This is a genomic window from Bacteroides faecalis (assembly GCF_003865075.1).
Classification (GTDB): domain Bacteria; phylum Bacteroidota; class Bacteroidia; order Bacteroidales; family Bacteroidaceae; genus Bacteroides; species Bacteroides faecalis.
Map to the genome: position 1 here is coordinate 24358 of NZ_BHWB01000009.1, position 26563 is coordinate 50920.

Annotated in this window: 19 protein-coding genes and 1 pseudogene; 12 read left to right on the plus strand and 8 right to left on the minus strand. The window is 43.2% G+C overall.

Annotated elements, in window-relative coordinates; translation table 11 throughout:
• Nucleotides 1-94: 94 nt before the first annotated feature.
• The 4 genes from EJF25_RS15080 to EJF25_RS15095 are packed head-to-tail and all read right to left on the minus strand — an operon-like array spanning nt 95 to nt 4614.
• A complete protein-coding gene (locus EJF25_RS15080; RefSeq protein WP_004291456.1) occupies nt 95-2182 on the minus strand; it encodes a type IA DNA topoisomerase in 2088 nt (695 codons plus the stop codon).
• A 60-nt stretch (nt 2183-2242) separates the two neighbouring features.
• The gene (locus EJF25_RS15085; RefSeq protein WP_004291455.1) at nt 2243-3814 is read right to left on the minus strand and encodes a DUF3945 domain-containing protein; all 1572 of its coding nucleotides are present in this window, start codon (nt 3812-3814) and stop codon (nt 2243-2245) included.
• A gap of 20 nt (nt 3815-3834) precedes the next feature.
• A complete protein-coding gene (locus EJF25_RS15090; RefSeq protein ID WP_004291454.1) occupies nt 3835-4185 on the minus strand; it encodes a helix-turn-helix domain-containing protein in 351 nt (116 codons plus the stop codon).
• Between the two features lie 3 nt (nt 4186-4188).
• On the minus strand, nt 4189-4614 hold the full coding sequence (locus EJF25_RS15095; protein WP_004291432.1) for a helix-turn-helix domain-containing protein: 426 nt from the start codon (nt 4612-4614) through the stop codon (nt 4189-4191).
• Nucleotides 4615-4752: 138 nt separating this feature from the next.
• Between EJF25_RS15095 and EJF25_RS15105 the strand changes: the two genes are divergently transcribed.
• Both EJF25_RS15105 and EJF25_RS15110 read left to right on the plus strand, forming a co-directional pair.
• Nucleotides 4753-5052, plus strand: coding sequence for a helix-turn-helix domain-containing protein (locus EJF25_RS15105; protein ID WP_004291426.1), 300 nt, complete (start codon nt 4753-4755; stop codon nt 5050-5052).
• Nucleotides 5053-5083: 31 nt separating this feature from the next.
• The gene (locus tag EJF25_RS15110) at nt 5084-5389 is read left to right on the plus strand and encodes a helix-turn-helix domain-containing protein (RefSeq protein ID WP_004291424.1); all 306 of its coding nucleotides are present in this window, start codon (nt 5084-5086) and stop codon (nt 5387-5389) included.
• A gap of 77 nt (nt 5390-5466) precedes the next feature.
• Here EJF25_RS15110 and EJF25_RS15115 read toward each other — a convergent pair whose 3' ends face one another.
• Both EJF25_RS15115 and EJF25_RS15120 read right to left on the minus strand, forming a co-directional pair.
• Nucleotides 5467-5829 carry a hypothetical protein gene (locus EJF25_RS15115; protein ID WP_004291423.1) on the minus strand — a complete coding sequence of 121 codons (363 nt, stop codon included), beginning with the start codon at nt 5827-5829 and terminating at the stop codon, nt 5467-5469.
• 11 nt (nt 5830-5840) lie between these two features.
• Nucleotides 5841-7075, minus strand: a pseudogene (locus tag EJF25_RS15120) (site-specific integrase).
• A 356-nt stretch (nt 7076-7431) separates the two neighbouring features.
• On the opposite strand from EJF25_RS15120, the gene EJF25_RS15130 reads away from it, so the two are divergent.
• The 8 genes from EJF25_RS15130 to EJF25_RS15165 all read left to right on the plus strand — a co-directional run bounded on the left by EJF25_RS15130 (nt 7432) and on the right by EJF25_RS15165 (nt 20960).
• The gene (locus EJF25_RS15130; protein ID WP_125041856.1) at nt 7432-13068 is read left to right on the plus strand and encodes an alpha-2-macroglobulin family protein; all 5637 of its coding nucleotides are present in this window, start codon (nt 7432-7434) and stop codon (nt 13066-13068) included.
• Between the two features lie 14 nt (nt 13069-13082).
• Nucleotides 13083-15494 carry a penicillin-binding protein 1C gene (gene pbpC, locus EJF25_RS15135; protein ID WP_125041857.1) on the plus strand — a complete coding sequence of 804 codons (2412 nt, stop codon included), beginning with the start codon at nt 13083-13085 and terminating at the stop codon, nt 15492-15494.
• Between the two features lie 25 nt (nt 15495-15519).
• On the plus strand, nt 15520-16695 hold the full coding sequence (locus EJF25_RS15140) for an MFS transporter (RefSeq protein WP_125041858.1): 1176 nt from the start codon (nt 15520-15522) through the stop codon (nt 16693-16695).
• Between the two features lie 50 nt (nt 16696-16745).
• The gene (locus EJF25_RS15145) at nt 16746-17180 is read left to right on the plus strand and encodes a hypothetical protein (protein WP_125041859.1); all 435 of its coding nucleotides are present in this window, start codon (nt 16746-16748) and stop codon (nt 17178-17180) included.
• An 11-nt stretch (nt 17181-17191) separates the two neighbouring features.
• A complete protein-coding gene (locus EJF25_RS15150) occupies nt 17192-18064 on the plus strand; it encodes a VIT1/CCC1 transporter family protein (RefSeq protein ID WP_125041860.1) in 873 nt (290 codons plus the stop codon).
• Between the two features lie 70 nt (nt 18065-18134).
• The gene (locus tag EJF25_RS15155; RefSeq protein ID WP_125041861.1) at nt 18135-19562 is read left to right on the plus strand and encodes a Na+/H+ antiporter NhaC family protein; all 1428 of its coding nucleotides are present in this window, start codon (nt 18135-18137) and stop codon (nt 19560-19562) included.
• A 67-nt stretch (nt 19563-19629) separates the two neighbouring features.
• Nucleotides 19630-20217 carry a DUF4251 domain-containing protein gene (locus EJF25_RS15160; RefSeq protein WP_125041862.1) on the plus strand — a complete coding sequence of 196 codons (588 nt, stop codon included), beginning with the start codon at nt 19630-19632 and terminating at the stop codon, nt 20215-20217.
• A gap of 86 nt (nt 20218-20303) precedes the next feature.
• Nucleotides 20304-20960, plus strand: a complete 657-nt coding sequence (locus tag EJF25_RS15165) for a response regulator transcription factor (protein WP_125041907.1) — start codon at nt 20304-20306, stop codon at nt 20958-20960.
• Nucleotides 20961-21357: 397 nt separating this feature from the next.
• Here the strand turns inward: EJF25_RS15165 and mnmA are convergent, their stop codons facing one another.
• On the minus strand, nt 21358-22437 hold the full coding sequence (gene mnmA, locus EJF25_RS15170) for a tRNA 2-thiouridine(34) synthase MnmA (RefSeq protein ID WP_125041863.1): 1080 nt from the start codon (nt 22435-22437) through the stop codon (nt 21358-21360).
• Nucleotides 22438-22531: 94 nt separating this feature from the next.
• Nucleotides 22532-23818, minus strand: coding sequence for an O-acetylhomoserine aminocarboxypropyltransferase/cysteine synthase family protein (locus EJF25_RS15175; RefSeq protein WP_125041864.1), 1287 nt, complete (start codon nt 23816-23818; stop codon nt 22532-22534).
• Nucleotides 23819-23982: 164 nt separating this feature from the next.
• Between EJF25_RS15175 and EJF25_RS15180 the strand changes: the two genes are divergently transcribed.
• Together EJF25_RS15180 and EJF25_RS15185 are read left to right on the plus strand one after the other, a co-directional pair.
• Nucleotides 23983-25395 (plus strand): S41 family peptidase, encoded by a 1413-nt coding sequence (locus EJF25_RS15180; RefSeq protein WP_125041865.1) that lies wholly within the window; start codon nt 23983-23985, stop codon nt 25393-25395.
• Entirely contained in the window at nt 25392-26192 is an 801-nt protein-coding gene (locus EJF25_RS15185) for a DUF4595 domain-containing protein (RefSeq protein ID WP_125041866.1), read from the plus strand. Before EJF25_RS15180 ends, EJF25_RS15185 begins: the two co-directional genes overlap by 4 nt.
• The last annotated feature ends 371 nt before the right edge of the window (nt 26193-26563 follow it).

Sequence of the window (26563 nt, forward strand, 5' to 3'; positions counted from 1 at the left end):
GTATCCCTCCGAGTGCCACCACTAAATCCAAAGTATGAGTGTAATCCGGTATCGAAGAACAATTCATTACTCTGAACAAGTGGCAAAGTTAATACTATTTCTTCCGTCCTGAAAATTTCTTGTCCTTTTTAGCCTCCGGGAACACAAAAGTCGTGTTATATTCCCCGTCAAAGGCGACAACAGCATCGAAACTCTTGCCCTGTTTGCTCTTGAACCCTTTGAGCAGCTTGGTATGCCCTTCGGTGAGCAGGTCTTTGATTTCATCGTCGGACAGGGTGCGTCCCGCTTTCAGCCGGAACACGGGCAGTCCGCACTCCGTGTTGTCGCAGCGTACCACCTTGCCGTAGAACCGCATCCTGCCCGTGCCACACTTGGGACACGCGCAGCCGGAGTCACGGCTGCCGAAGAGCTTGTCGCACGAGATCAGTTCGGAGGTTATCTCACGTGTGTACGCCTCTATCTCCTTGCGGAAGGTGTCGTCGGACAGTTCCCCGCGCTCGATACGCGCCAGCTCCTTTTCCCATTCGCCCGTCATGGCAACATCGGCGATGCGCATCGTCTTGACGACGGAATTGAGGGCAAGTCCTTTTTCGGTGGGAACAAGCGACTTCTTGCAGCGTTCCATGTAACCGCGCTTGAAAAGCGTTTCGATGATGGAGGCGCGTGTGGCGGGAGTACCGATGCCACAGTCCTTCATCGCCTGCCGCAGTGCGTCGTCCTCAATTTCCTTGCCCGCCGTTTCCATTGCCGAGAGCAGGGTGGCTTCGGTATGCAGCGGCTTGGGTTTGGTCTTTCCTTCGGTAATGGACGAGCCTTTCGGTGTCAGCGTGTCGCCTTCCTGCCAGCCGGGGATGGTAATTTCCTCTTTTTCCTCGCCATAGACGGCACGCCATCCGGTTTGCTTCACGACGCTGCCTTTTACGGTAAACTCCACTCCGGCACATTCCGCCGTGACAGTGGTCACATCCTTGACGCATTTCTCAGAGAATGCCTCGACCATGCGCCCGGCAATCATCTGATAGATGGTATTGTCCTCTTTGGAGAGGAAGAGCGGTTTCTCACCCGTGACGAGCAGGGCATGGTGGTCTGTCACCTTGCCGTCGTCCACGCTGCGGCGTGTCGGGGCGGCTTTTGCCCGCACCTTGTCTTTCCATTCGGGCTGTGTGCCGATGAAAGCGAGCAGTTTGGGAATTTCGGCAAACACGTCTTCGGGGATGTAGCGGCTTCCCGTTCTCGGATAGGTTATCAACTTCTTTTCGTAGAGTTTCTGCGCGATTTCAAGCGTCTGTTCCGCCGTGAAGCCGTGCTTGGCGTTGGCTTCTTTCTGGAGCGTGGTCAGGTCGTAGAGCAAGGGAGTTTCCTCCGTCTTCTCCTTGCGCTCGGCTTTCGTGACAGTGGCGCAACCTGCCGCCTTTACCTTATTATATAGTTCCATCGCCGGTTCTTTCTCTTTCCATTTCTCGGAGGATGAGAATTTCACGACTTCGCCGTCGCAACCGTCCGTTGCGATATGGAGCTGCCAGAATGCTTCGGACGTAAAGCGGCGGTTCTCCCAGTAGCGTTCACATACCATAGCCAACGTTGGTGTCTGCACCCGCCCCACGGAATACGTGCCGTGTCCGGCGGCGATGGATAACGCCTGTGTGCCGTTGATGCCCACGAGCCAGTCGGATTCGCTCCGCGCTTTGGCGGCGAGGTAGAGGTTGTCGTATTTGCTGCCGTCTTCGAGTTTCCGCAGTCCCTCGCGGATAGCTTTGTCGGTGAGAGAGCTGATCCACAGGCGCACGAAAGGAGTGGTGCAACCCGTATAGTGGTAGAGGTAGCGGAAGATAAGCTCTCCCTCGCGTCCGGCATCGGTCGCCACGATGATATGTTCGCTTGTGTCGAACAGTCTTTTGATGACTTTTATCTGCGACACCACGCCGCTGTCGGGCTTGTAACCTTTCTCCGTCCTGACCTGACGGGGGACGAGCGTGAATGTGTCGGGAATAATCGGGAGGTTGTCACGGACAAATCCGCGCACGCCGTAGCCGTCGGGCATGGCAAGCTGAACGAGGTGTCCGAATGCCCATGTCACGGCATAACCGCCTCCCTCGAAATATCCTTCCTCTCTCTTTGTCGCGCCCACGATGCGGGCGATTTCACGTGCCACGGAGGGCTTTTCTGCAATGATTGTCTTCATGTCTTCTTCTTTTTTGTTGATACTTTGGATTTTATTTTGGATTCAGTGGCGGACACGGGATTACATTTTCATGCCCTTGCCCGTTTTCTTCTGCGGCTTCTCCTGCTGCTGTTGCTGGCGGGCGTCCTTCGGGTTGGTCTGACCTTTCTGCAACGGCTCTCTCAGATTCTTTGTAGCCTCGTTGGTCTTGCCATCGTTGTTCACCGCCACCTGCGTGCGGCTCTCGTTGGACGGAGCAACCTGCTGTGCATTGTCAGGGTTCGTGTCGTAGCGGTACGGGCGTCCCTTCTCCGGGTTGAACTTGATATACATCGTGGCATGGAAGCCCTGCTTGTCGGTCACGTTCTCCAGCTTCACGGCTTTACCCGCCACATAGTCGGCTTTCTGCTGGTCGGTGAAGCTCACGCCGCTCCATTTGCTGATGGGGCGGATGCTGCCGTCCTCGTTCGTCCACGTGTTGCGGCGTTGCTCCTTCTTGGTCTGTGCGGCATTTTCCCCGCCCTGCGCCTGACTTTTCGATGTGTCGCCTTTGGTTTCCTGTGTCTGTGCGGTACGGGGCGACTTGCCGGTTCCCGGCACGAACTCCACGCCGCGCTGCTCCACGTTCACTTGCAGGGTGGTGACGAACTTTCTGCCGTCGTTGCGCTCGATGAGCTTGTCGCGTACGGGCAGTCCGGCGCGGAGCATGTCCCGCTCCTGCGTGGTGATTTCCGTCTTGCCGATGCGCTCCGGGATGCGCACCCTGCTTGCCGGAATGTCCGTGATTTCATTCGTCTTGCGGTCGATGCTGATGTAGGAGGGGATGATCTCGCCCGTTTCCCTGTCCACAATGTCCACGACCCTACCGAGATTGCCCGTTTCGCGGAGGTTCTTCCGGTCATTGTCGGAGAATTTGTGTTCCTTGTACTCATCCAGCTTCTGCTCCTTGCGGATGAAGTGCGGCACGAGGCTGATGTTTCCCTCACCGTCCTTCTTGAAGGAGAGGCGGGCGTCCAGCTCGAATGATTCGCCGCCGAAGGTCGGTTTGACCTTTACCAAGTCGGACTTGCCATAGTTGAGCATCTTCGTAAGGTCGCCGGACTTTTCAAGGTTGTCCCGCTTTACGCCCCATCTGTCCTCCAGCTCCTGCCAGTTGATTTTACTCTCGTCGATGGGCTGGTAGCCACGTTTGCCCTGCATCTGTTCGGATTTGTCCTGTTGCTGTTCTTTCCGTTGTTCCATGTTCTCCTGTTTTTGAGGTTCTTGTTTCTCTGTCTGTTGTGCTGCCATCTCTTCCTGCACCTTCTTCTCATAGTCGGAGGTGTCCACCTTGTGAGGGGCGAGCAGCTCCTTGTTCGCTTCGGGGTCTTTCAGCAGTTGCTTCATCACCTCTAAGAGATTTTCAGCTTGGTCTGCCGCAATGCGGTAGAAACCGAAGCGGCTGGGTTCCTTGCACTGCCGGAAGAAGTTCTTGAAGAAGTTGTCCAGCACGTCGCCATGTCGGTCGAATTGCAGGAAACTCTGCGCGTTCTCCGCTTTTGCGGGGGTGCGCTTGGGTGTGCCGTCCGCGTTCAGCCCGGCTACCACGCTGATCTCGCCTGTCTTCTCGTCACGGACTACCAGCACGTCCTTTTCGTCTTTTTTCTTTGCCATCTGAAAAATGTTTTAATGGGTTATTTATGAAAGAAATTATGGATACGAGCCTTGTAGAAGGCTATATCTTCCTTTTTGAAGTCCTTGATATGGTTGGAAAGGAATGTCAGCACGTCCTCCTCGCTGTAATAGGTCTTCTTGCCCAGCGTCTTGTAGGGCAATGCGCCTACGCTGCGGTAGCGTTGGAGGGTGCGTTTGCTTATCTGGAGCAACATGCACAAATCCTGATTGTCGAAAAGGCGGATGCTTTCCGTGATAGTGGGCTGTTTCCCCTCAGCCTTCATCGCCAGCAGCAGTTCGTCCTGACGGTCGAGCCGTTCCATCAGCTTCTGCATCCAGCCCTCGAAGTTGTTTCGTGTGAGCAGTTCCATGACCTATGTCCTCCTTCCTTTTGGTTTGCCGCCCGTGCGCAGCGTGTGGTTGTGGAACAGGGTGTCTATTGTCCCTTCCTCGTTCCTTACTGTGTTGTCCTCCAATAGCCGCAGTATCTCGGAAAGGCGGTAGCGGCAGCTTCCGCGTACCACCACATACTCGATACGGTGGTCGGTGCGCATACGCTGCATGGTGCGCTTGCTCACGTTGAGCATCTTCGCCGCCTGTGCCGTGTCAAGCAGCTTGTCTTCGGTTTCCCGCTTCCGTTTCTTCTCGTCCCTTGCCTCGCGGATGTACCCTGCGATGTTCGCAATCTGCGCCATCATCTCCTTGTAGGCGGAACTTTCCATTGTTATCACTTTCATGTTCAGTCCTTTCTTTTTGTTTCTGCGACAAAATTCGGCAATAAACAAAAGGGGCTTTAACAACTCACTACGTGACTCACGTAAGATTTTTGCGGAAGATGGCTCCGTAACCCGGTCAAACGGCGCAACAGGCAGCCTTTCAGCGGAAAACGATACGTCTTGTATGCCGTTTCGTTACCTTTGCGGCAAACTCTAAATGACATGAATATGGAAATAGTATCTATCGAGAAAAAGACTTTCGAGATGATGGTGGCGGCATTCGGCGCACTCTCGGAGAAGGTCGCCGCCCTGAGGCGCAAAAGCGACACGGGGCGCATGGAAAGATGGCTCACGGGCGAGGAGGTCTGCGGGCAGTTGAGAATAAGCCCGCGCACGTTGCAGACGCTGCGTGACAGGCGGCTTATCGGCTACTCGCAGATAAACCGCAGGTTCTATTACAAGCCAGAGGAGGTGAAGCGGCTGATACCGCTTGTCGGCACGCTCTATCCGCACGGCAGATGATTTGATTTATTCACCCACTGAATCCGAAGTTATGATGAACGAGAACAACGATGTTTTTACGATGGAAGACGAGCCGATAGCCTCTGTGGTGCAGGATATGCGCAAAGGCTCGAAATGGCTGTCCGCATTTCTGGAAAGCTACCGTCCTCCGCTGGACGGGGAACGTTACCTGACGGACGGCGAGGTGTCGGAACTGCTCCGTGTGAGCCGGCGCACCTTGCAGGAATACCGCAACAACCGCGTGTTGCCCTTCATACTTTTGGGAGGGAAGGTGCTTTACCCGGAAACGGGGCTGCGCGGGGTACTGGAAGCGAACTACCGCAAGCCGCTGGAGTGAGGCGGTTTCATGAAAAAGTAAACGGGTGACACCTTTTGTGGTGCTACCCGTTTACTTGTCTTATGGGGTATGTGCAATCAGCAATACCCGGCTTTTCCGTTCTGTATGAACATCACGTATGTCTGCCGTTTCTCTTGTGAGAGTGCCTTTCCCACCAGCCATGTGCGGAACAGGTGGGTGTTGTAGGTATTCACCCTGAAAGCGACCGGGATGATGATTTCAAGGGCGTACACGTCCGCGTGCAGCCCGTTTTCAAGCTGCATGTAGCGGCACACCTCGTAGTCGTTCAGCACGTCCGACTTGCGGACGGCTCTGATGGCGGCGTTCACTGCCGGGACGGTCGTATGGAACAATCCGGCTATTTCGGTGGCGGTCATCCACACGTCGTTACCGGTTACGCTGACTGCCTTGTCCTCGATGATGATTGTGTCACGTTTCATGGCTTTTCTTTTTAGATGGTGCAACCTGCAAATTCCTCGACGCCGTTCAATCTTGCGGCAAGGTTCTCCATGTCCTGATTGAGCTTCTCTTTGGTTATCTTTGCGTAAATCTGCGTCGTCTTTATGCTCTTGTGTCCGAGCATGGAGCTGACCGTTTCGATGGGAACACCGTTGGAGAGGAATATCGTCGTGGCTGCCGTGTGGCGGCTCTGATGCCACGTGATATGCTTGGTGATGCCGCAACGCTTGGCGACGGCACGGATACCGGCAAGGCACGTGTTATAATGCGGAACGGGAAATATCCTGCCGTCCCCGCACAGTCCCCGGTATTTGCCGATTATGCGGTTGGCGATGTCGAGCAGGCGGATGTTGGACACCACGCCCGTTTTCTGGCGGTTGATGTTTATCCACTCGTGTTCGTCGAAGTAGGTGCGGATATTCTCTTCCGTAAGGTTGCGCATATCCGCGAACGACAGCCCCGTGAAGGCGCAGAACAGGTAGAGGTCGCGGTACAATTCCTGTTTGGCGTTTTTCAGTTTCCCCTCCATCAGCAGGCGGATCTCATCTTTGGTCAGGAAACTGCGTGTTGTTTCCTCCTTCTTGATTTCATACTCGCGGAACGGGTCGCGCGTCAGCCACTCGTTGTTGATGGCGATGAATACCATCGTCCGTAACGGGCAGACGTACAGCCACACGGTATTGGTGCAGCAGTGCTTGTCCGTGCGCAGGAACATCTCGAAGTCGGAGATGAAAGCCGGGGTAAGCTCTTTTAGGGCGATGTCCTTCACATGGTAGCGGATGTCGAGGAACTCTTGCATGTGCTTGTAAACGGTGCGGTACTTCAGCAGCGTGCCTTTGGCTTTCATGCCTGCCTCCACCTGCTTCTCGTAGTCCTCGTTGTGCTGGCGGAACACCTGCATCAGCGTGTGGTAGCGGTGTTCCAGTCCGAGAAAGGCGTTCTTCACCTTCTCCGCCGTGACGAAGTTGTCACGCTCCATGATTTCCTGATAATGCCTGTGATGCGTACCCGCATCTTGTCAAGCATACGGTTCGTTTCGAGTGCCGCCGTGCTTCTGCCCGTGACACGTCCACCTTTGGTGTCCCACAGTTTCGGATCGACAGTCAGTTTGCAGCTGAACTGTGTCTGGCTGCCGTCCACCGTGATGCGTCCCATGACGGGAACTGTCCCGTCCTTTTTCACTACCTGACGCTTGAGGTAGTAGATTACTGAAAATGTACTCTTCATTGTCCTTAATTTTTGGGTTTCAAAATTAGTTGGTGAAGAGTCCGGTGTTGGTACGCAAAACGGGGAGGAACGGCGCAATCTTTTTCCGTAACCTGATTTTTCGCATGAGTTATGGATAACTCACTATTCCTTAGAGCCTTGTTTCGCTATTCGTACCCGTTTGTCGCATTTTCGGGCATGGTTACGAACAAGTAACGTAGCGGCGTCAGGATTTGGCTTCGGCAGGGATTGTAATGGCTTCACGGATTATCGCCACTTCAACCAAAACCCTTGTAACTCAATTCTATCACTATATCTTTCCGCATTTCACTTTTTTGTAGTAACTTTGCTTATTGAATCTTAAAAACACCTTCGTTATGGAACTAACCAGAACTAGATGCAGCAAAGCTGCCGGACTATTCTTTTTTATTTCGATGATCTTAGGCCTATCTTCATGCTCAAGTAGCAGTCAGAAAGACATTATACCTTCTGCTGAGTATGCTTCATATGTGAATGCTTATACAGGGGGAGTAATTTCACAAAGTTCTACCATACGAATTGAACTAGCCCAAGAGCAACCAATGGTAGATCTTAACAACGAGTTGAAAGATGATCCTTTTCATTTTTCTCCTTCTATAAAAGGAAAAGCATATTGGATTAATAATAATACCATTGAATTCATTCCCGAAGAAGGAGCCTTAAAACCCGGAGAATTTTACGAAGGAATATTTGAATTAGGAAACTTCGTAGAAGTGGATAAACGCTTGAAAAAATTCAATTTTTCATTCCGGGTACAAGAACACAACTTTACTTTACATACAGAACCAATAACGATCACCGCTACTCAACCGGATGTAGTCACCATAAATGGAACGATTCGCTTCAGTGACGCTGTAAAAAAAGAAGAAGTTGATAAAATGTTGACTATCGGGAATGGTGGGAATAGCCCAATTGAAATAACTGCAACAGATAATCCTACCTGCTATGAATTTGTCATTAACCAAGTTCCAAGAAAACAAGAAAACTATCAGTTAAAAATAACAGCCAATGGAAAAGTAGCCGACATAGACCGGATACAAGAAGAAGAGGTATTAATTCCTGCCAAAGGTAACTTCCGTTTTCTTTCTGCTAAGCGTATTGACCAACCGGAAAATGGGATTGAAGTTATTTTCTCCGATCCTGTTTCCAATACACAAGACTTAAAAGGGTTAATTGAAGTTCCGGAAGTCTCATCTTCCATCTCGCAAATTAAAGACAATAAAGTCCTTATATATTTCGACGCCAACCAACTAAATCAACTAACCTTAAAAATTCATGAAGGAGTAAAAAGCAGTCAAGGAAAGACATTAAATACATTCCAATCGATCTCATTCAGCGAACAGAATCTAAAACCACAGGTAGAAATGGGTACTTCTGCTGCTATTCTACCCGATTCCAAAAGTCTGATTATTCCATTCCGTGCTGTAAATCTATCCGCAGTAGACATTAACATTATTCGCATTTTTGAAAATAATGTATTAATGTTCATGCAGACAAATTCGCTTTCATCAGCTAATGAATTACGCCGTTCAGGAAGACTAGTCTATAAAAAAACACTATGGCTCGCAAAAGATTCATCGAAAGACATCCATCGTTGGGAAGACTATTCTATTGATCTTGCCGGACTGATTCGACAAGAACCGGGAGCTATTTATCGGGTTATTCTATCTTTCCGTCAGGAGTATTCAGCATATCCTTGTGGAGGAGAAAATAAAGAATTACAGTTTACAAACAATGATACAGCAAACGGTTTGACTAGAATCAGTAGCGAAACATTGTCCGACGAAGAAGAAGCCGTTTGGGATACTCCGGAGGCATATTACTATTATAACGGCAGTGTAGCTATGGATTGGAGTCAATATAAATGGAATGAGCGTGATAATCCTTGTCACCCATCCTATTATATGTTTTCTAATCGGGCAGCTAGTTGTAACGTTTTCGCTTCCAACATAGGAATGATTGTGAAAAAGAATTCACTCAATAAATTATGGATTGCTGTAAACAATATATTAGACACTAACCCTATCGAGAAAGCGCAAGTAACCATATACAACTTCCAATTACAGCCAATAGGGAAAGGAGAAACCAACGGAGAAGGATTCGTAGAAATCTCTCCGAAAGGAGTACCTTTTATTGCTGTTGCAGAATTTGATAAGCAAAAGGCATACGTTCGCGTTGTAGATGGAGAAGAACAATCCGTTAGTCGTTTTGACGTAGGAGGTAAAGATATTCAAAAAGGATTAAAAGGATTTATATATGGCGAAAGAGGAGTATGGCGACCCGGGGATACGCTTCATATCTCCTTTATTCTGGAAGATCGTGAAAAAAGAATCCCTGACAGACATCCTGTAGCATTGGAAATTTACAATCCCAAAGGACAGTTTTACACCAAGTTGGTTTCATCTAAAGGTATGAATGGTTTTTATACATTTGATGTCCCGACACAAACAAGTGATCCGACAGGAAGATGGAATGCGTATGTTAAAGTGGGAGGAACTACCTTTCACAAGAGCCTGTTGATTGAAACCGTAAAGCCCAACCGATTAAAGATCGACCTGTCTATGCCTACCATTTTACAAGCTACCTATAAGGAATCCTATGCAATTCTTACCTCCGCATGGCTGACTGGTGCTAAGGCGTCTCATCTGAAAACCAAAGTTGAAATGACCTTATCTAAAGTTAATACTCAATTCAAGAATTACAGCCAATATATTTTTAATAATCCAGCAACAGATTTTACGACAATGAAATCTGATGTATTCAACGGTGTATTAGACGAGAAAGGAATGGTAGGATTCAGTATAAATCTTCCGGCAGCAACTCAAGCGCCAGGTATGTTGAATGCCACCTTCATCGCTCGTGTTTTTGAACCAGGAGGAGATGCAAGTATTTACACTCATAGCGTTCCATTCTCCCCATTTGATTCATATGTAGGAATTAATCTTAATCAGCCAAAAGGGAAATATATCGAGACAGATAAAGACCATATATTCGATATTGTAACTGTCGATGAACAAGGACAGTTGGTAGACCGCTCCAATTTGGAATATAAAATATATCGAATCGACTGGAGTTGGTGGTGGGATAATAGTGAAGCATCAATTGGGACCTACATCAATAGCAGTTCCTTTACTCCTGTAGCCAGTGGCAATCTACAAACGACAAGAGGAAAAGCATCCTTTAAATTTCGTGTCAATTATCCGGATTGGGGACGTTATCTGGTATATGTACAAGACAAAGAAAGCGGACATGCAACAGGAGGTACTATCTATGTAGATTGGCCCGACTGGCGTGGACGTTCCAATAGAAGTAATCCAAGTGGAGTCAAAATGCTGGCATTCTCATTGGACAAAGATTCTTATGAAATAGGAGAAACAGTTACAGCCATTATTCCGGCCTCTGCAGGAGGACGCGCATTGGTTTCCATAGAAAATGGTTCTACGGTTTTACAACAGAAGTGGACGGAAGTATCTAACGAAGGAGATACCAAAATCACTTTCAAAACAACTCCGGAAATGGCTCCGAATGTATACCTACATATTAGTTTGCTGCAACCACATGCACAAACAGTCAATGACCTACCCATTCGGATGTATGGAATTGTTCCGGTATTCGTGACCAATAGCCAGACCATACTGCAACCACAAATCAAAATGCCGGATGTATTACGCCCGGAAACAGATTTCAATGTAACAGTTAGTGAGAAAACAGGAAAACCGATGACATACACTTTAGCCATCGTAGATGACGGATTACTGGATCTAACCAATTTCAAGACTCCCGATCCTTGGAGTGATTTTTATGCACGTGAAGCACTCGGTATCCGTACATGGGATATGTATGATAATGTATTGGGAGCCTCAGCAGGTCAGTACAGTTCATTATTCAGTATAGGTGGTGATGTAACACTGAAACCAGCAGATACTAAGGCAAATCGTTTCAAACCAGTAGTCAAGTTTATCGGCCCATTCTATTTAGGAAAAAGCAAGCAACAGACACATACATTGAAACTTCCAATGTATGTAGGTTCCGTACGTACAATGGTAATTGCCGGACAAGATGGTGCATACGGCAATGCTGAAAAAACATCATCTGTACGAACTCCTCTGATGTTGCTATCCAGTTTACCACGAGTACTCAGTACGCAGGAGGAAATTACCGTTCCAGTAAATATCTTTGCAATGGAGAATCAGGTAAAGAATGTAACCGTATCATTAAAAGTTTCCGGTGAAGGTGTACAGATTAGCGGTCCACAACAACAAACACTTACATTCAATCAACCCGGAGATCAATTAACCTTCTTCACATTGAAAACGGGTAACCAAATAGGAAAAGCAACCATTCATCTGACTGCAAGTGGCGGAGGACAACAGAGTCAGGAGACTATTGAAATAGAAGTACGAAATCCGAATCCGGTAGTTACATTACGTAATAGCCAATGGATTGAAACAGGAAAAGAAGCTGAATTATCTTATAACTTAGAAGGTTCTTCATCTGCCAACAATCATGTACAACTGGAAGTATCACGTATACCGTCAGTAGATATCAACCGTCGATTCGATTTTCTGTATAATTATCAGCACCAATGTACGGAGCAATTAACATCTAAAGCATTACCTCTCTTATTTGTTTCCCAATTCAAAACAGTGGATAAGAAAGAGGCTGAAAAGATAAAAACAAATGTCCAGGAAGCTATCCGCCAGATTTACACACGCCAACTTCCTAACGGAGGATTTGTCTATTGGCCAGGAAATGCTGTCGCCGACGAATGGATTACTTCTTACACTGGAATGTTCTTGACACTTGCACAAGAAAAAGGATATGCTGTTCATCCAAATGTATTTAACAAATGGAAACGATTCCAACGAGCAGCCGCACAAAATTGGCGAATGCCCCAGGATGCCAGTGAATGGCAATTATGGCAATCTGAGTTGCAACAAGCATTCCGTCTATACACCCTTGCGCTAGCCGATGCACCGGAGTATGGAGCTATGAACCGAATGAAGGAACAAAAAGGGCTATCTCTTCAGGCAAAATGGAGACTGGCAGCAGCCTATGCATTAACCGGAAAGATGAAGCCAGCAGAAGAACTGGTATATAATGCAGAAACTACAGTAATCCCCTATTCTTCTACAAACCAAATTTATGGTTCATATGATAGAGACGAAGCCATGATTCTAGAAACATTGCTTCTAATGAATCGCGAACGGGAAGCTTTACAACAAGCAAAGAAAGTATCTCAAAATCTGGCAGAGGAAAATTGGTTCAGTACCCAATCAACAGCCTTTGCTCTCATGGCAATGGGATGTCTGGCTGAAAAATTATCCGGAACTCTGGATTTTGCATGGAAATGGAATGGCAAACAACAACCTGTTGTAAAATCGGCTAAAGCTGTATTCGAGAAAGAGCTTGCTACTTCTCCGAAGTCCGGAACTGTTTCTATCAAAAATCAGGGCAAAGGAACTCTGAATGCAGATATTATTACACGTATCCAACTCATAAACGATACTTTACCTGCTATGTCAGATAACATTCGTCTGGATGTGAGATACGTCAGTACAGAAGGACTACCTATTTCCATTGAAGACATCAAACAAGGAACTGACTTTATGGCTATCACTTCCGTATCTAACATTAGTGGAACTTCCGATTATAACAATCTGGCTCTGACACATATTATACCATCCGGATGGGAAATATATAATGAACGTATATTTATTCCTGAAGAGCCAGCAACTACGGAATCAGCTGGTACTCCAGAAAATAAAAATCGTCCATTTACTTATCAGGATATTCGTGACGACCGGGTACTAACTTATTTCAATTTGCGTCGTGGCGAACAAAAAACATTTACTGTAAGGTTACAAGCCACCTATGCAGGTAACTTTATCCTTCCTGCAATTCAATGTGAAGCGATGTACGACGCAGCTGTGCAGGCACGTACTAAAGCGGGAAGAACGACTGTTAGTCGCTAACATTCATATAGTTTATGGGAGGTAAGCTATTAAAATTCTTAAAACATTTATCCATCACCCGGAAAGTAATGCTTAGTTGCATTACTCTTCTGGTGATCGGATATATTTTTTGCCTACCCAGACAACTATTCCATGTCCCCTATTCCACAGTCGTTACAGATCGAAACGGAGAACTGTTGGGAGCCCGTATTGCATCTGACGGTCAATGGCGTTTTCCTCCACGTACAACAACACCGGAGAAAATAAAGCAATGTCTTATCACTTTTGAAGATAAACATTTTTATCATCATTTGGGAGTGGATCCGTTATCTATTGGAAGAGCGTTCTATCAGAATATAAAAAACAAACGCGTAGTAAGTGGAGGAAGTACTCTTACTATGCAAACAATCCGGTTAGCCAGAAACAAATCACGCACCGTCAGCGAAAAACTTATAGAAATGGGGTTAGCTACCCGGTTAGAGTTTCGGGCTACTAAAGAGGAAATTCTATCCATGTATATATCACATGCACCATTCGGAGGTAATGTTGTAGGTCTGGATGCAGCCTCCTGGCGTTACTTTGGACATTCTGCCGAAGATTTATCATGGGCTGAATCGGCAATGTTGGCCGTTTTACCCAATGCACCTGCCATGATCCACTTATCAAAAAGAAGAACCACTCTGTTAGCCAAACGTAACCGATTATTAAAACAACTGCTTGAAAAGAAAATAATCGATTCATCAACCTATGAATTAGCCATCAGTGAACCGCTTCCGGACGAACCACACCCATTACCTCAAATAGCACCTCACCTAGTTAGCCACTTTTATCAGGAACGAAATGGAGCATATTCCCGTTCAACCATCGACCGAGGTATCCAAACTCAAATAGAGGACATGGCAGAACGATGGAGTAATGAATTCAGTCGAAGTGATATCCGGAATCTTGCGATTCTGATTATTGACATTCCCACCAATCAGGTTATCGCTTATTGTGGCAATGTACACTTTGAACAACAGAAAGGAGGATATCAGGTCGATATTATTCAAGCCCCCAGAAGTACGGGCAGCATACTAAAACCTTTCCTCTACTATGCAATGTTAAAAGAAGGTAGTCTATTACCACACACACTTTTACCGGATATCCCTATCAATATCAATGGATTTACTCCTCAAAATTTCAGTTTGCAATTTGAAGGTGCCGTTCCAGCCTCAGAAGCACTTGCGCGTTCATTAAACATACCGGCAGTTACTATGTTACAAAGATATGGAGTACCTAAATTTCACCATTTTCTGCAACAAATAGGATTTAAAACAATCAATAAACCTTCATCTCATTATGGTTTATCACTTATTCTGGGAGGTGCAGAAGCCACTTTATGGGATGTGACGAATGCGTATGCCGAAATGGGACGGATATTACTTGTACAAAAAGATGACGCTTACAGTAATCTCTCCCAAAATGAAAAGGCACATATGCTACTTGAAATGAATGGTGAAGAGGAAACAGATACTTACGAACGATTCAATCAACATACTAATAATGAGCAAGGTTCATTCATCATAAAAAAGGAAGAAATAAAAGAAGCTTCCGGTGCTGCCTGGCAAACACTATCCGCATTAACAGAAGTAAATCGCCCGGAAGAAATTGATTGGAAATCAATACCCTCTATGCAAACAATCGCCTGGAAAACTGGTACTAGTTATGGATTCCGGGATGCATGGGCTGTTGGTGTTACTCCTCGTTATGCAGTCGGCGTATGGGTTGGGAATGCTACCGGAGAAGGAAAACCCGGCTTAGTCGGTGCACAAACTGCCGGTCCCGTTTTATTCGATATATTTAACCTTCTTCCTTCTTCATCCTGGTTTGAACGTCCTACCGGAATCTTCGTTGAAGCAGAAGTGTGCAAACAATCCGGCCATTTGAAAGGAAGATTCTGTGAAGAAACAGATACTCTCCTGATTCTCCCCGTCGGATTACGGACAGAGGCTTGTCCGTATCATCGTCAAATCACCTTATCTGCAGATGAAAGTCACCGCGTTTACGAAAACTGTGCTAATACAGAGCCAACTATTCAGAAATCATGGTTTACTCTTCCACCTGTATGGGAATGGTATTACAAACAACATCATCCTGAATACAAACCGTTACCTCCCTTCAAAGCCGGTTGTGGTGAAGACGCTATTCAAACAATGCAGTTCATTTATCCATCAATGAATGCGCATATCAAGCTTCCGAAACAATTGGATGGCAGTAAAGGATTCATGACTGTAGAGTTAGCACATACCAGTGCTAATGAAACTATCTTTTGGCATCTTGACAACAGTTATATAGCTCAGACACAAAACTTCCACAATATCTCGTTACAACCATCACCCGGCAAACATTTGTTGACAGCTGTAGATAACGAAGGAAATACAGTTTCCACAACATTCTTTATTGAGTGACCTACAGATTTACTATCTTTGCAAAATGAAACAGCCATTAAAAGAAAACGGAGGATTGCCGGCTTCTATCCTGTGGACCCTAGCTATTGTTGCAGGCATATCGGTAGCCAATCTCTATTATAACCAACCTTTACTAAATATGATACGCCAGGAATTAGGTGTATCGGAATTCAAAACGAACCTGATTGCCATGGTTACACAGATAGGCTATGCAGTTGGATTATTATTTATCATTCCCCTCGCCGATTTATATCAACGTAAGAAAATTATACTCACTAATTTTGCCATTCTTATTCTCTCATTACTATCCATCGCATTTGGGAAAAATATTCATCTGATACTCATTGCCTCCTTTTTTACCGGAATCTGCTCAGTGATACCTCAGATATTTATACCGATTGCCTCTCAATTCTCCCGTCCTGAAAACAAAGGAAGAAACGTAGGAATAGTTGTTTCCGGGCTTTTAACCGGAATCCTTGCCTCACGCGTTATCAGTGGATTTATCGGAGAATTGTTCGGGTGGCGGGAAATGTACCATATTGCTGCCTGCATGATGCTTGTTTGTGCAATCATTGTATTGAAAATCCTTCCGGATATCCAACCGAATTTCAAAGGAAAGTATAGCGATCTGATGAAATCTCTATTCTCCTTACTGAAAGAATATCCTCGGCTAAGCATTTATTCCATACGTGCTGCATTAAATTTCGGTTCTTTTCTCGCTATGTGGTCATGTCTGGCTTTCAAAATGGGAAGAGCACCATTCTATGCAAACAGTAACACTATTGGACTTCTGGGACTCTGTGGAATCGCCGGTGCATTAACCGCCTCTTTCGTTGGAAAATATGTAAAACGAGTAGGCGTACGCCGTTTTAATTTTATAGGTTGCGGACTGATTCTATTCTCTTGGTTGTTATTCTTTATCGGAGAAAACAGTTATATAGGTATTATAGCCGGAATTATTAGCATCGATATAGGTATGCAATGTATCCAGCTCAGCAACCAAACCAGTATTTTTGAGCTAAATCCTCGTGCTTCCAACCGTATAAACACTATCTTTATGACCACGTATTTTATTGGGGGGGCAACAGGCACCTTTCTAGCAGGCACATTTTGGCAACTTCATGGTTGGCATGGTGTTATTGGTGTAGGAGCTTTTCTGACTTGTATCTCGTTACTAATTACGATTTCATCAAAGAAATGACTCAACAAAACAGATGATAAAACCGTTTAATAAGAAAATAAAAGTAAGCTATGAAATACGGAGTGAATAGACAGTTTTTACTTATCACTGCAGGTATCGTGTGGATTATAGCCGGCACTAATATATTGCGAATAGGAATTGTCACTTGGATAAATAGTACACAGGATTGGATGTTCAAAATAGGCGAAGCAACAGTCGTTTTTTTATTATTCTTTGTATTTGTCTTCAGAAAGCTGTATTATAAACATACCCGTCGAATTGAAGAAAAGAAAGAAGAAAAAAACTGCCCTTTTTCTTTTTTCGATGTAAAAAGCTGGATTATGATGGCATTCATGATTGCATTAGGCATAACTATCCGCAGTTTGCATTTATTGGCTGACAGTTTCATATCTGTCTTTTATACCGGACTATCCATAGCACTGATCCTGACCGGGATACTTTTTATACGCTACTGGTGGCAAAAACGTAAGATATTACACAACTAAATCATAATAAGATGAACATATCCAAACAAGACATTGAAAAGTTTATCCGCTTTCAACGAAATGAAATAACAGAAAGTATTGTATACGAACGACTTGCTTCTATCGAAAAAGATGAAAACAATCGTAAAGTTCTCCACCAAATTGCAATCGAAGAAAAATCACATTATGAAATCTTTAAAAAATATACAGGAAAAGATGTGATACCTGATCGCCAGCGTATTGCCCGCTTTTATTTCCTGGCGCATATACTGGGGATTACATTCACCATTAAATTAATGGAGTCCAGCGAAAAGAATGCGCATCACAACTACGATAAATATACCAATATTCCCGACCTGCAACGTCTCGCTCGTGACGAAGAAGTACACGAACAGAAGTTAATCTCCCTAATTAATGAAGAACGACTGGAATATATGGGCTCTGTTGTCTTAGGTCTGAATGATGCATTAGTAGAATTTACAGGTGCACTAGCCGGGTTCACATTAGCACTCAGTGATCACCGGTTAATTGCACTGACAGGTAGTATAACAGGTATTGCTGCGGCTCTATCCATGGCCTCATCCGAATATCTTTCTACGAAATCTGAAGGAGATGTAAAGAAACGTCCGGTAAAAGCAGCAGTATATACCGGTATTGCATACCTGATAACTGTAGCAGCTTTAGTTGCTCCTTTCATACTTATCAGCAATGTAATTCTAGCCTTAGGAATTATGCTTACAATGGCACTTATTATTATTGCATTGTTCAATTACTATTACTCAGTAGCTCGTGGTGAAAGCTTCCGAAAGCGTTTTACCGAAATGGCTGTACTCAGCTTTAGTGTAGCTGGTATCAGTTTTCTGATCGGCTATGCCCTGAAAACTTTCACCGGTATAGATGCTTAATAACAAACGATTTCATATACATCAAATAATTCAAAGATAATTTCAAATAATAAAGCGATATAAAATTAGAATGAAGAAGATCCCTTCCCCTCTCGTTTCTCTATTACCCATCATCGTTCTGGTAATATTACTTTTTGGTACTATCCACACATTTGGCAGTGATGCCTTAAATGGTGGAAGCCAAATATCGCTGCTCACCACTACCGCTGTCTGCATTTTCATAGGCATGGCTATCTATAAAAAACCTTGGAAAGATTATGAACTAGCCATAACGAATAACATTGCCGGAGTTGCAACAGCTATTATTATCTTGCTAATTATCGGTGCATTAAGTGGAATCTGGATGATCAGTGGAGTAGTACCAACCCTAATCTATTATGGTATGCAAATTATCCATCCCAGTTTCTTCCTTGCTTCTACCTGCATCATTTGCATTCTAATATCTGTTATGACAGGAAGTTCATGGACTACCATTGCCACTATTGGTATTGCATTGATGGGAATTGGAAAAGCACAAGGATTCGAAGAAGGATGGATTGCGGGCGCTATTATCTCCGGTGCATACTTCGGTGATAAAGTCTCTCCTTTATCAGAAACAACCATATTAGCCGCATCCGTCACAGATACACCTCTCTTTCGACATATCCGCTATATGATGATCACAACAGTTCCTTCGATTGTCATTACTTTAATTATATTTACAGTAGCCGGTTTCTCACATGATGCAGGCAACTCTCAACATATCCCAGAAGTAGCAGCTGCCTTGAAAGAGAAATTCCTGATCACTCCCTGGTTACTGATTGTTCCTGTAGCAACAGGAATTTTGATCGCCCGGAAAATTCCCTCTATCATCACCTTATTCTTATCAACCTTACTAGCCGGTATTTTTGCATTGATTCTCCAACCCGATTTACTACAAGAGATTGCAGGAGCTACAACATCTAATTTTGAATCCTTATATAAAGGCTTTATGATGACCATCTACGGAAAGACAAATTTGCAAACAGATAATGTCATCTTGTCTGATTTAATCTCGACACGAGGTATGTCCGGAATGATGAATACTGTTTGGTTGATTTTATGTGCAATGTGTTTTGGCGGAGCTATGACAGCAAGTGGAATGTTGGGAAGTATCACTTCACTCTTTATTCGCTTTATGAAGAATACTGTCGGTGTAGTAGCTTCAACCGTATGTTCCGGCCTTTTCCTGAATATGGCAACTGCCGATCAATACATTAGTATTATTCTAACTGGAAACATATTCCGCAATATATATTATAAAAAAGGATACGAAAGTTGTTTGTTAAGTCGGACTACCGAAGATTCAGTAACTGTTACATCCGTATTGATTCCCTGGAACAGTTGCGGAATGACGCAAGCAACCATTTTGAGTGTCCCCACAATTGTGTATCTTCCATATTGTTTTTTCAACATTATCAGCCCGTTAATGAGTATTGCTGTCGCTGCTATCGGATATAAAATTGCAAGACGTTCGTGAACAATCTGGCATACACTTTGTTTTTGCAATAAACGGACAACGTATTAAACCTAAACAAAAAAAAGTTATGAAAAAGTTTATTGCATTATTAGCATTAGTATTAGTGAGTGCAAGCACAATGATGTATGCACAAAGTGACGCAGCCGCACGCCGCGCAGAAAGAAAAGCTCAAAGAGACGCAGAAAGAGCAAAACTCCGTGCTGAAGAACAGGTTCAGGATATGGCTTCCTATCAAGAGGCTATACAGGCTTTAAAAAACAAACAATTTGTTCTGGAAGCCAATCAGGTTGTTTTCAAAAATGGTATGACTGCATTTGTTACCCCCAATACCAACTTTGTCTTGATGAATGGTAACAGAGCTACTGTACAAACAGCTTTCAACACCTCTTATCCTGGTCCTAACGGTATCGGTGGTGTGACAGTAGATGGTAACTCAGCAGATATGAAAATGAATATCGATAAAAAAGGAAATGTATTCTGCTCATTCAATGTTCAGGGTATAGGTATCTCAGCTCAGGTATTTATAAACATGAGCAGTGGTAGCAACAATGCTTCAGTTACTGTCAGTCCAAACTTTAATAGTAACAATCTGACATTGAACGGAAACATTATTCCTTTGAACCAATCTAATATCTTCAAAGGACGTTCTTGGTAATAAGTATAAGATTCTTATAATTACTCCGCTACAAATCACGCAAAATGCGTACATTTGTAGCGGAGTTTTTAATTTATCCGATTCCTATGAGAGAATATATCATTGCAGACAACCAAGATATCAGTAAGGCAGGAATGATGTTCCTATTAAGCAAACAGAAGGATGTAACTACCCTTCTGGAAGCTGACAATAAAGTTGAACTGATCCAACTGCTACGATTGCATCCACAAGCAGTGATTATTCTGGACTATACTTTATTCGATTTTGCAGGAGCGGATGAGTTAATTGTTTTACAAGAACGGTTCAAAGAAGCAGACTGGATTTTATTTTCTGATGAGTTAAGTATAAACTTCCTACGACAAATATTATTCAGTAGTATGGCTTTCGGAGTAGTAATGAAAGACAACTCCAAAGAGGAAATCATGACTGCTATCCAATGCGCCACGCGTAAACAAAGGTATATCTGTAACCATGTCAGTAATCTACTACTTTCAGGCAATCACACTCCCGCTGCAACAGCTGTCGAAGATCATCTATTAACCCAAACGGAAAAGAACATTCTAAAAGAAATTGCATTAGGTAAAACAACCAAAGAAATTGCTGCTGAGAAAAATCTTAGTTTCCACACCATCAACAGTCACAGAAAAAATATCTTCCGCAAATTAGGAGTAAACAATGTACATGAAGCTACTAAATATGCGATGCGGGCAGGTATTGTAGATCTTGCGGAATATTATATTTGACAAAAGAGAATTTAAGCAGTTGAAATCATCTAAAAAGTCCGAATCGCTGCTAAGCTTATTAGTTAGTCGTAATTTTCTAAACTCAGTCGATTTAACAATTTCTTTATGTAGCAATACCTATAATATCATCGACAGTATTATTAGTTCCCTCTCAATCTATTAATAGAAAACTTCTTCTTGCCCTTTAATAAACTTCTTCTGCTTTAATAGAGAAATTATTATCGCTTAAGACAAATCTATAAATGCAAGTTTCAATTATATAATTGAAACCTCCGGTTGTATAACCGAAAGCTTCGGTTATACAATCAAAGGTTTCATTTACAATTCATACTAAGTAAAAAGAAGGTTTACTACTAAAGGAAAAGAAGTTTAGTCTTAATGTAATGGAATTTATCTATTAATACCTTATCTCTCCACTACCAATACATATCTCCGACTTCGTATCATAGACAGTTCCAAACTGTCCCGGAGCAATACCTTGTATCTTTTCAGAAGACAAGACACTGAAGAGACCATCACCCTCTCGTATTAATTTTCCCTGTGTAAACTCAGGAGTATGGCGAATCTTAAAGGTTATTTCTATTTCCTTCTCTGCCGGATTCCAGGGATTATCCGTAATAAAGTGAAAGTCATTCATTCGGAATTCATTACCATACTGTGTTTCGACTCCATATCCATGAGATACGTAAATCACATTTTCCTGAATATCTTTTTTTATCACAAACCAAGGACCGCCACTCAATCCCAAACCTTTACGTTGTCCGATGGTATGAAACCAATAGCCATGATGTGTACCTAACTTTTTCCCTGTTTCCAACTCAATAATCGCTCCCTCCTTTTCTCCCATGAAACGACGGACAAAATCATTATAATTAATCTTTCCCAGAAAGCAAATCCCCTGACTGTCTTTTCTTTTAGCACTGGGCAATCCTGCTTTTTGAGCAATCTCACGCACTTCTTGCTTCATTAATCCCCCAATGGGAAACATGAGTTTGGAAACCTGTAAATAATCGATTTGAGCCAGGAAATCGGTCTGATCTTTTACAGGATCTTTTGCTGTCCCCAACCAGATTTTACCATCACGCTGTATTGTAGTGGCATAATGTCCGGTTGCTGTAAAATCGAAATCCTTACCTACCTGTTGTTCGAAACAGCCAAACTTAATGAGTTTATTACACATAACATCCGGATTAGGAGTCAATCCTTTCCGAATCTTATCAATTGCATAAGCAGCGACATTCTCCCAATATTCACGATGTAAATCAACGATTTGCAAAGATAAACCATATTTGCGGGCAGTCGCGGTCGCCAATTCAATATCTTCCTCTGCCGAGCAATCCATATACTCCGCGCCATCCATACCAATCTTAATATAGAATAGTTCGGGCTTAAATCCTTGTTCGCAAAGAAGGTGTACGACAACCGAACTGTCTACACCTCCTGATAATAATGCAGCTATACTTTTATTATGTTCCATTTTAGTTCCAATTTCATCTTGGTATTATAACGTTCATCAACAGTTTTTTGATTAGGAACCTCCTGGATATAATTCTATTCAACATATCATACCATTAAATCTTCGCCAAAGCCTGATCTAAATCCGCAATAATATCATCAATATGCTCTGTACCGATAGATAGACGGATGGTACTTTGCTTGATTCCTTGTTCGGCAAGTTCTGCTTCATTCAACTGAGAGTGGGTAGTCGTTGCCGGATGAATTACAAGTGATTTTACATCGGCCACATTGGCCAGCAAAGAGAAGATCTCGAGACTATCGATCACTTTATGAGCTTCTTCTTTTCCTCCTTTTATTTCGAAAGTGAAGATAGAACCAGCTCCATTAGGAAAATACTTCTGATATAAAGTATGGTCAGGATGTTCCGGTAGAGATGGATGATTTACAACTGCCACTTTCGGATGATTCTTCAAATAGTTTACCACTTTCAAGGCATTGAACACATGACGTTCTAAACGCAAAGACAAAGTCTCCAAACCTTGCAGAAGAATGAAAGCGTTGAAAGGGCTAATGGTTGCACCCGTATCACGAAGCAGAACAGCACGGATTCTTATAGCATAAGCCGCAGGACCTGCCGCATCCACAAAACGTACTCCATGATAACTCGGGTCCGGTTCCGTCAATTGTGGAAATTTTCCGGATGCTACCCAATCAAATTTTCCGGAATCGACAATTACACCTCCTAATGAAGTTCCATGACCACCGATAAACTTAGTTGCAGAATGTACTACAATATCAGCACCATACTCAATCGGACGAATCAAAAAAGGAGTACCGAAAGTATTATCGATAATCAAAGGAATATGATGGCGATGAGCGACTTCAGCCACTGCTTTGATATCAATCAGATTACAGTTCGGATTACCGAATGTTTCTATAAAAACGGCTTTTGTATTCTCTTGAATCGCTTTCTCAAAGTTCTCAAGATCAGAAGGATCTACAAATGTAGTAGTTACTCCGTAAGTAGGCAATGTATGTGCCAACAGATTGTATGTACCGCCATAAATTGTTTTAGCAGCAACAATATGATCACCGGCACGAGTAATGTTTTCAAAGGCATACGTAATAGCTGCCGCACCGGAAGCCACAGCCAACGCAGCTACTCCACCCTCAAGAGCGGCTACTCGTTTTTCGAATACATCCTGGGTAGAGTTAGTCAGACGCCCATAAATATTTCCCGGATCCTGCAAGCCAAAACGTGCAGCTGCATGCGCCGAATCACGAAATACATAAGACGTTGTTTGATAAATGGGGACAGCACGCGCATCTGTTGCGGGATCGGGTGTTTCTTGTCCTACATGAATTTGTAGTGTTTCAAAATGCAATTTCTTGGGTTCCATCTGTTTTCTATATTTAGAGTTAATACCTATTTGTAAAACTTGATGTTGCAAAGGTAAAGGAAGATTCGCTAACAGCCTATCACATATTGAAGGTATTTTTATACCATAAATGTGGTACATAAGCAAAGTATTTCCTACATTTGCGCACTGAAAAGCTTTTTATAATGATGAATTTAAAAAAGATAATCCTCATACCTGCACTGATTGTCACATTTATCAGTGGTTTTATCTCTTGTGGTGTAGACCGCTGGCCGGAATATGCTCACCAAACTGCTCTGGACTCCTGGATGTACGATATTATGCAACAGAATTATCTGTGGTATGGGAGTATGCCTTCTTACAATGATGTAAACCTGTTTTTAGACCCGGCTGGCTTTTTAGCTAAAGTAAAAGCAAGTAATGACAGTTACTCATTTGTTGATTCCGTTATGGAAACTCCGTTGCCTACTTATGGGTTCGACTATTCACTGGTTCGTAGTCAGGACATTGACACTGCTTACAACGCACTGATCACTTATGTTATCCCCGGCTCACCAGCAGAAAAAGCCGGATTACAACGAGGTAACTGGATTATGAAAGTGGATACATCATATATCAGCAAGAAATATGAAACAGCACTACTGCAAGGTACTCAGGCTAGAGACTTGGTTATGGGAGTCTGGAAAGAAGTAATTCCTGAAGTAGAAGAAGGGGAAGAAGAACCGGAGCCAGTATATAAGGTAGTGCCCAATGATATCACTTTAAAAATGGGTGCAGCCCAAATAGTAGAAGATAACCCTCTCCATAAATCTGAAATACTTGATTTAAGTACAGGAAGGGTGGGATATCTCATGTACAACAGTTTTACGGCCGGTACGAAAGATGATCCGGAAAAATATAACAATGAATTACGTAAATGGTCGGCCGAACTTGCTCAACAGAATATTAATAAAGTAATTCTTGACCTTCGCTACAATGCAGGAGGAACCCTAGATTGTGTACAGTTGTTAAGCACTATTCTTGCTCCTTCTTATTACTTGGATCAGAATATGACTTTCTTAGAATATAATGACAAGAATATAGATAAGGATGCAACTTTAACTTTCGATCAACAACTTCTTAAGAATGGAAAGAATCTTGATCTGAACACTCTGATTGTATTAATCAGCGGAGAAACAGCAGGGGCACCGGAAATGTTAATGAATAACTTAAATAACAAGGTACAAAAGCTAATTGGAATCGGCAGTTCTACGAAAGGTCAGAATGTAGCTACAGAAAAATTTATTAATGAAGAGTTTTCTTGGGCAGTTAATCCCGTAGTATGTACCGTATATAACTCGGAACATGATACCTTTAGCGGAGGATTCCAACCTCATTATTCCGTTAGTTCTTCAACAGATTATTCTACATTCTTACCTTTTGGCGATCCCAAAGAAGCATTGTTGAGTGTAGCTATCGGAGTATTAGAAGGTACCTATCCACCAACAAATCCGGACGAGCCAGAGACGGAAACGACCTCCGGCAAAAGCATTAAAATAGAAAAGAGTGTAAGTAGTCCCGCTAGCAGGAAATTTATCAGAGGATTACAACTTAAATGAAAAAGGTCATTATTTTATTATCTGTCCTATGGGGAGTAGTCAGTTGCTCGGACGACAATGATGAGAATACTACAAATAACCAACGAGTCATCACTTTAAATGAAGTGATGACAAGTGATTCCTATCCGGTAACAAAAACTGAAAAGTTCCTATACGATCATGATCGATTGATACAACACACTGTCCGGCAAACCGTACTCGAAAGCGAGATTAATTATGAAGTTAATCTTGCTTATTCTGATAATAAGGTAATAGTCGCCACTGAAATGACTACTTTAACCTATACATTAAATGCTGAAGGATATGCTAACCAATGTATATACAACGAATCGGATGACCAGCAACGTGAATACCAGTTTGACTATTCTGCAGATGGATATCTGACGAAAGTCATTGAGAATATAAATGGCAAACTCTATTCTACAATAACATTAACCTACAACGCAGATAACTTGGAATCAGTCACTTCTCACATAAATGATATAAGTAATAAAATCCTTTATAAACCCGGTGAACAAAGTTCGCAATATTACATTCCCTGTTTAAGTTTACTAGATACTTATCCATTTACATTTCATACTGAGGCTCTTTATGCCGGATTATTAGGAAAAGCACCCCATCACTTTACAGTTTGTACTACTCCAGAAGGAAATGACAGTGAATATACAACTTATACCTACCAAGTTAATAAAGAAGGAAACTTAACTCAAATACATAGTCAAACCACTTATCCGGGGGGAGATTCCGGTAGTTATTATCCTAATTACCGTACTATCTCAATAAGTTATAATAATTAAATAGAGATACCTACTTAAATGAGTATCTCTATTTAGCAACCGATAACGTATATTTAACTTAGCCTTTGGGAAATGATATGAATCTATATCTACTTCACAAACATTTCCAGTCCTTTTAATGATTCCACCCTCATAACGTTCCTTAGGATATACTTTACCAATATTATGCCATTTAGAATCAGGTGCCTCTTCTACAGTATGATAGTCTTCATAGCGGTCCGGTGCCAATCGATACTGAAATTGTAAACGATTATATATTGTAAAGCATAACTATTTTCCCAAGATTACCATTGGTTTGTTCAAACTCAGCTTCTTATTCGTTACTACATGAAGAAAATCCGAAACTCAAGCATACAATAATACTTAAAACA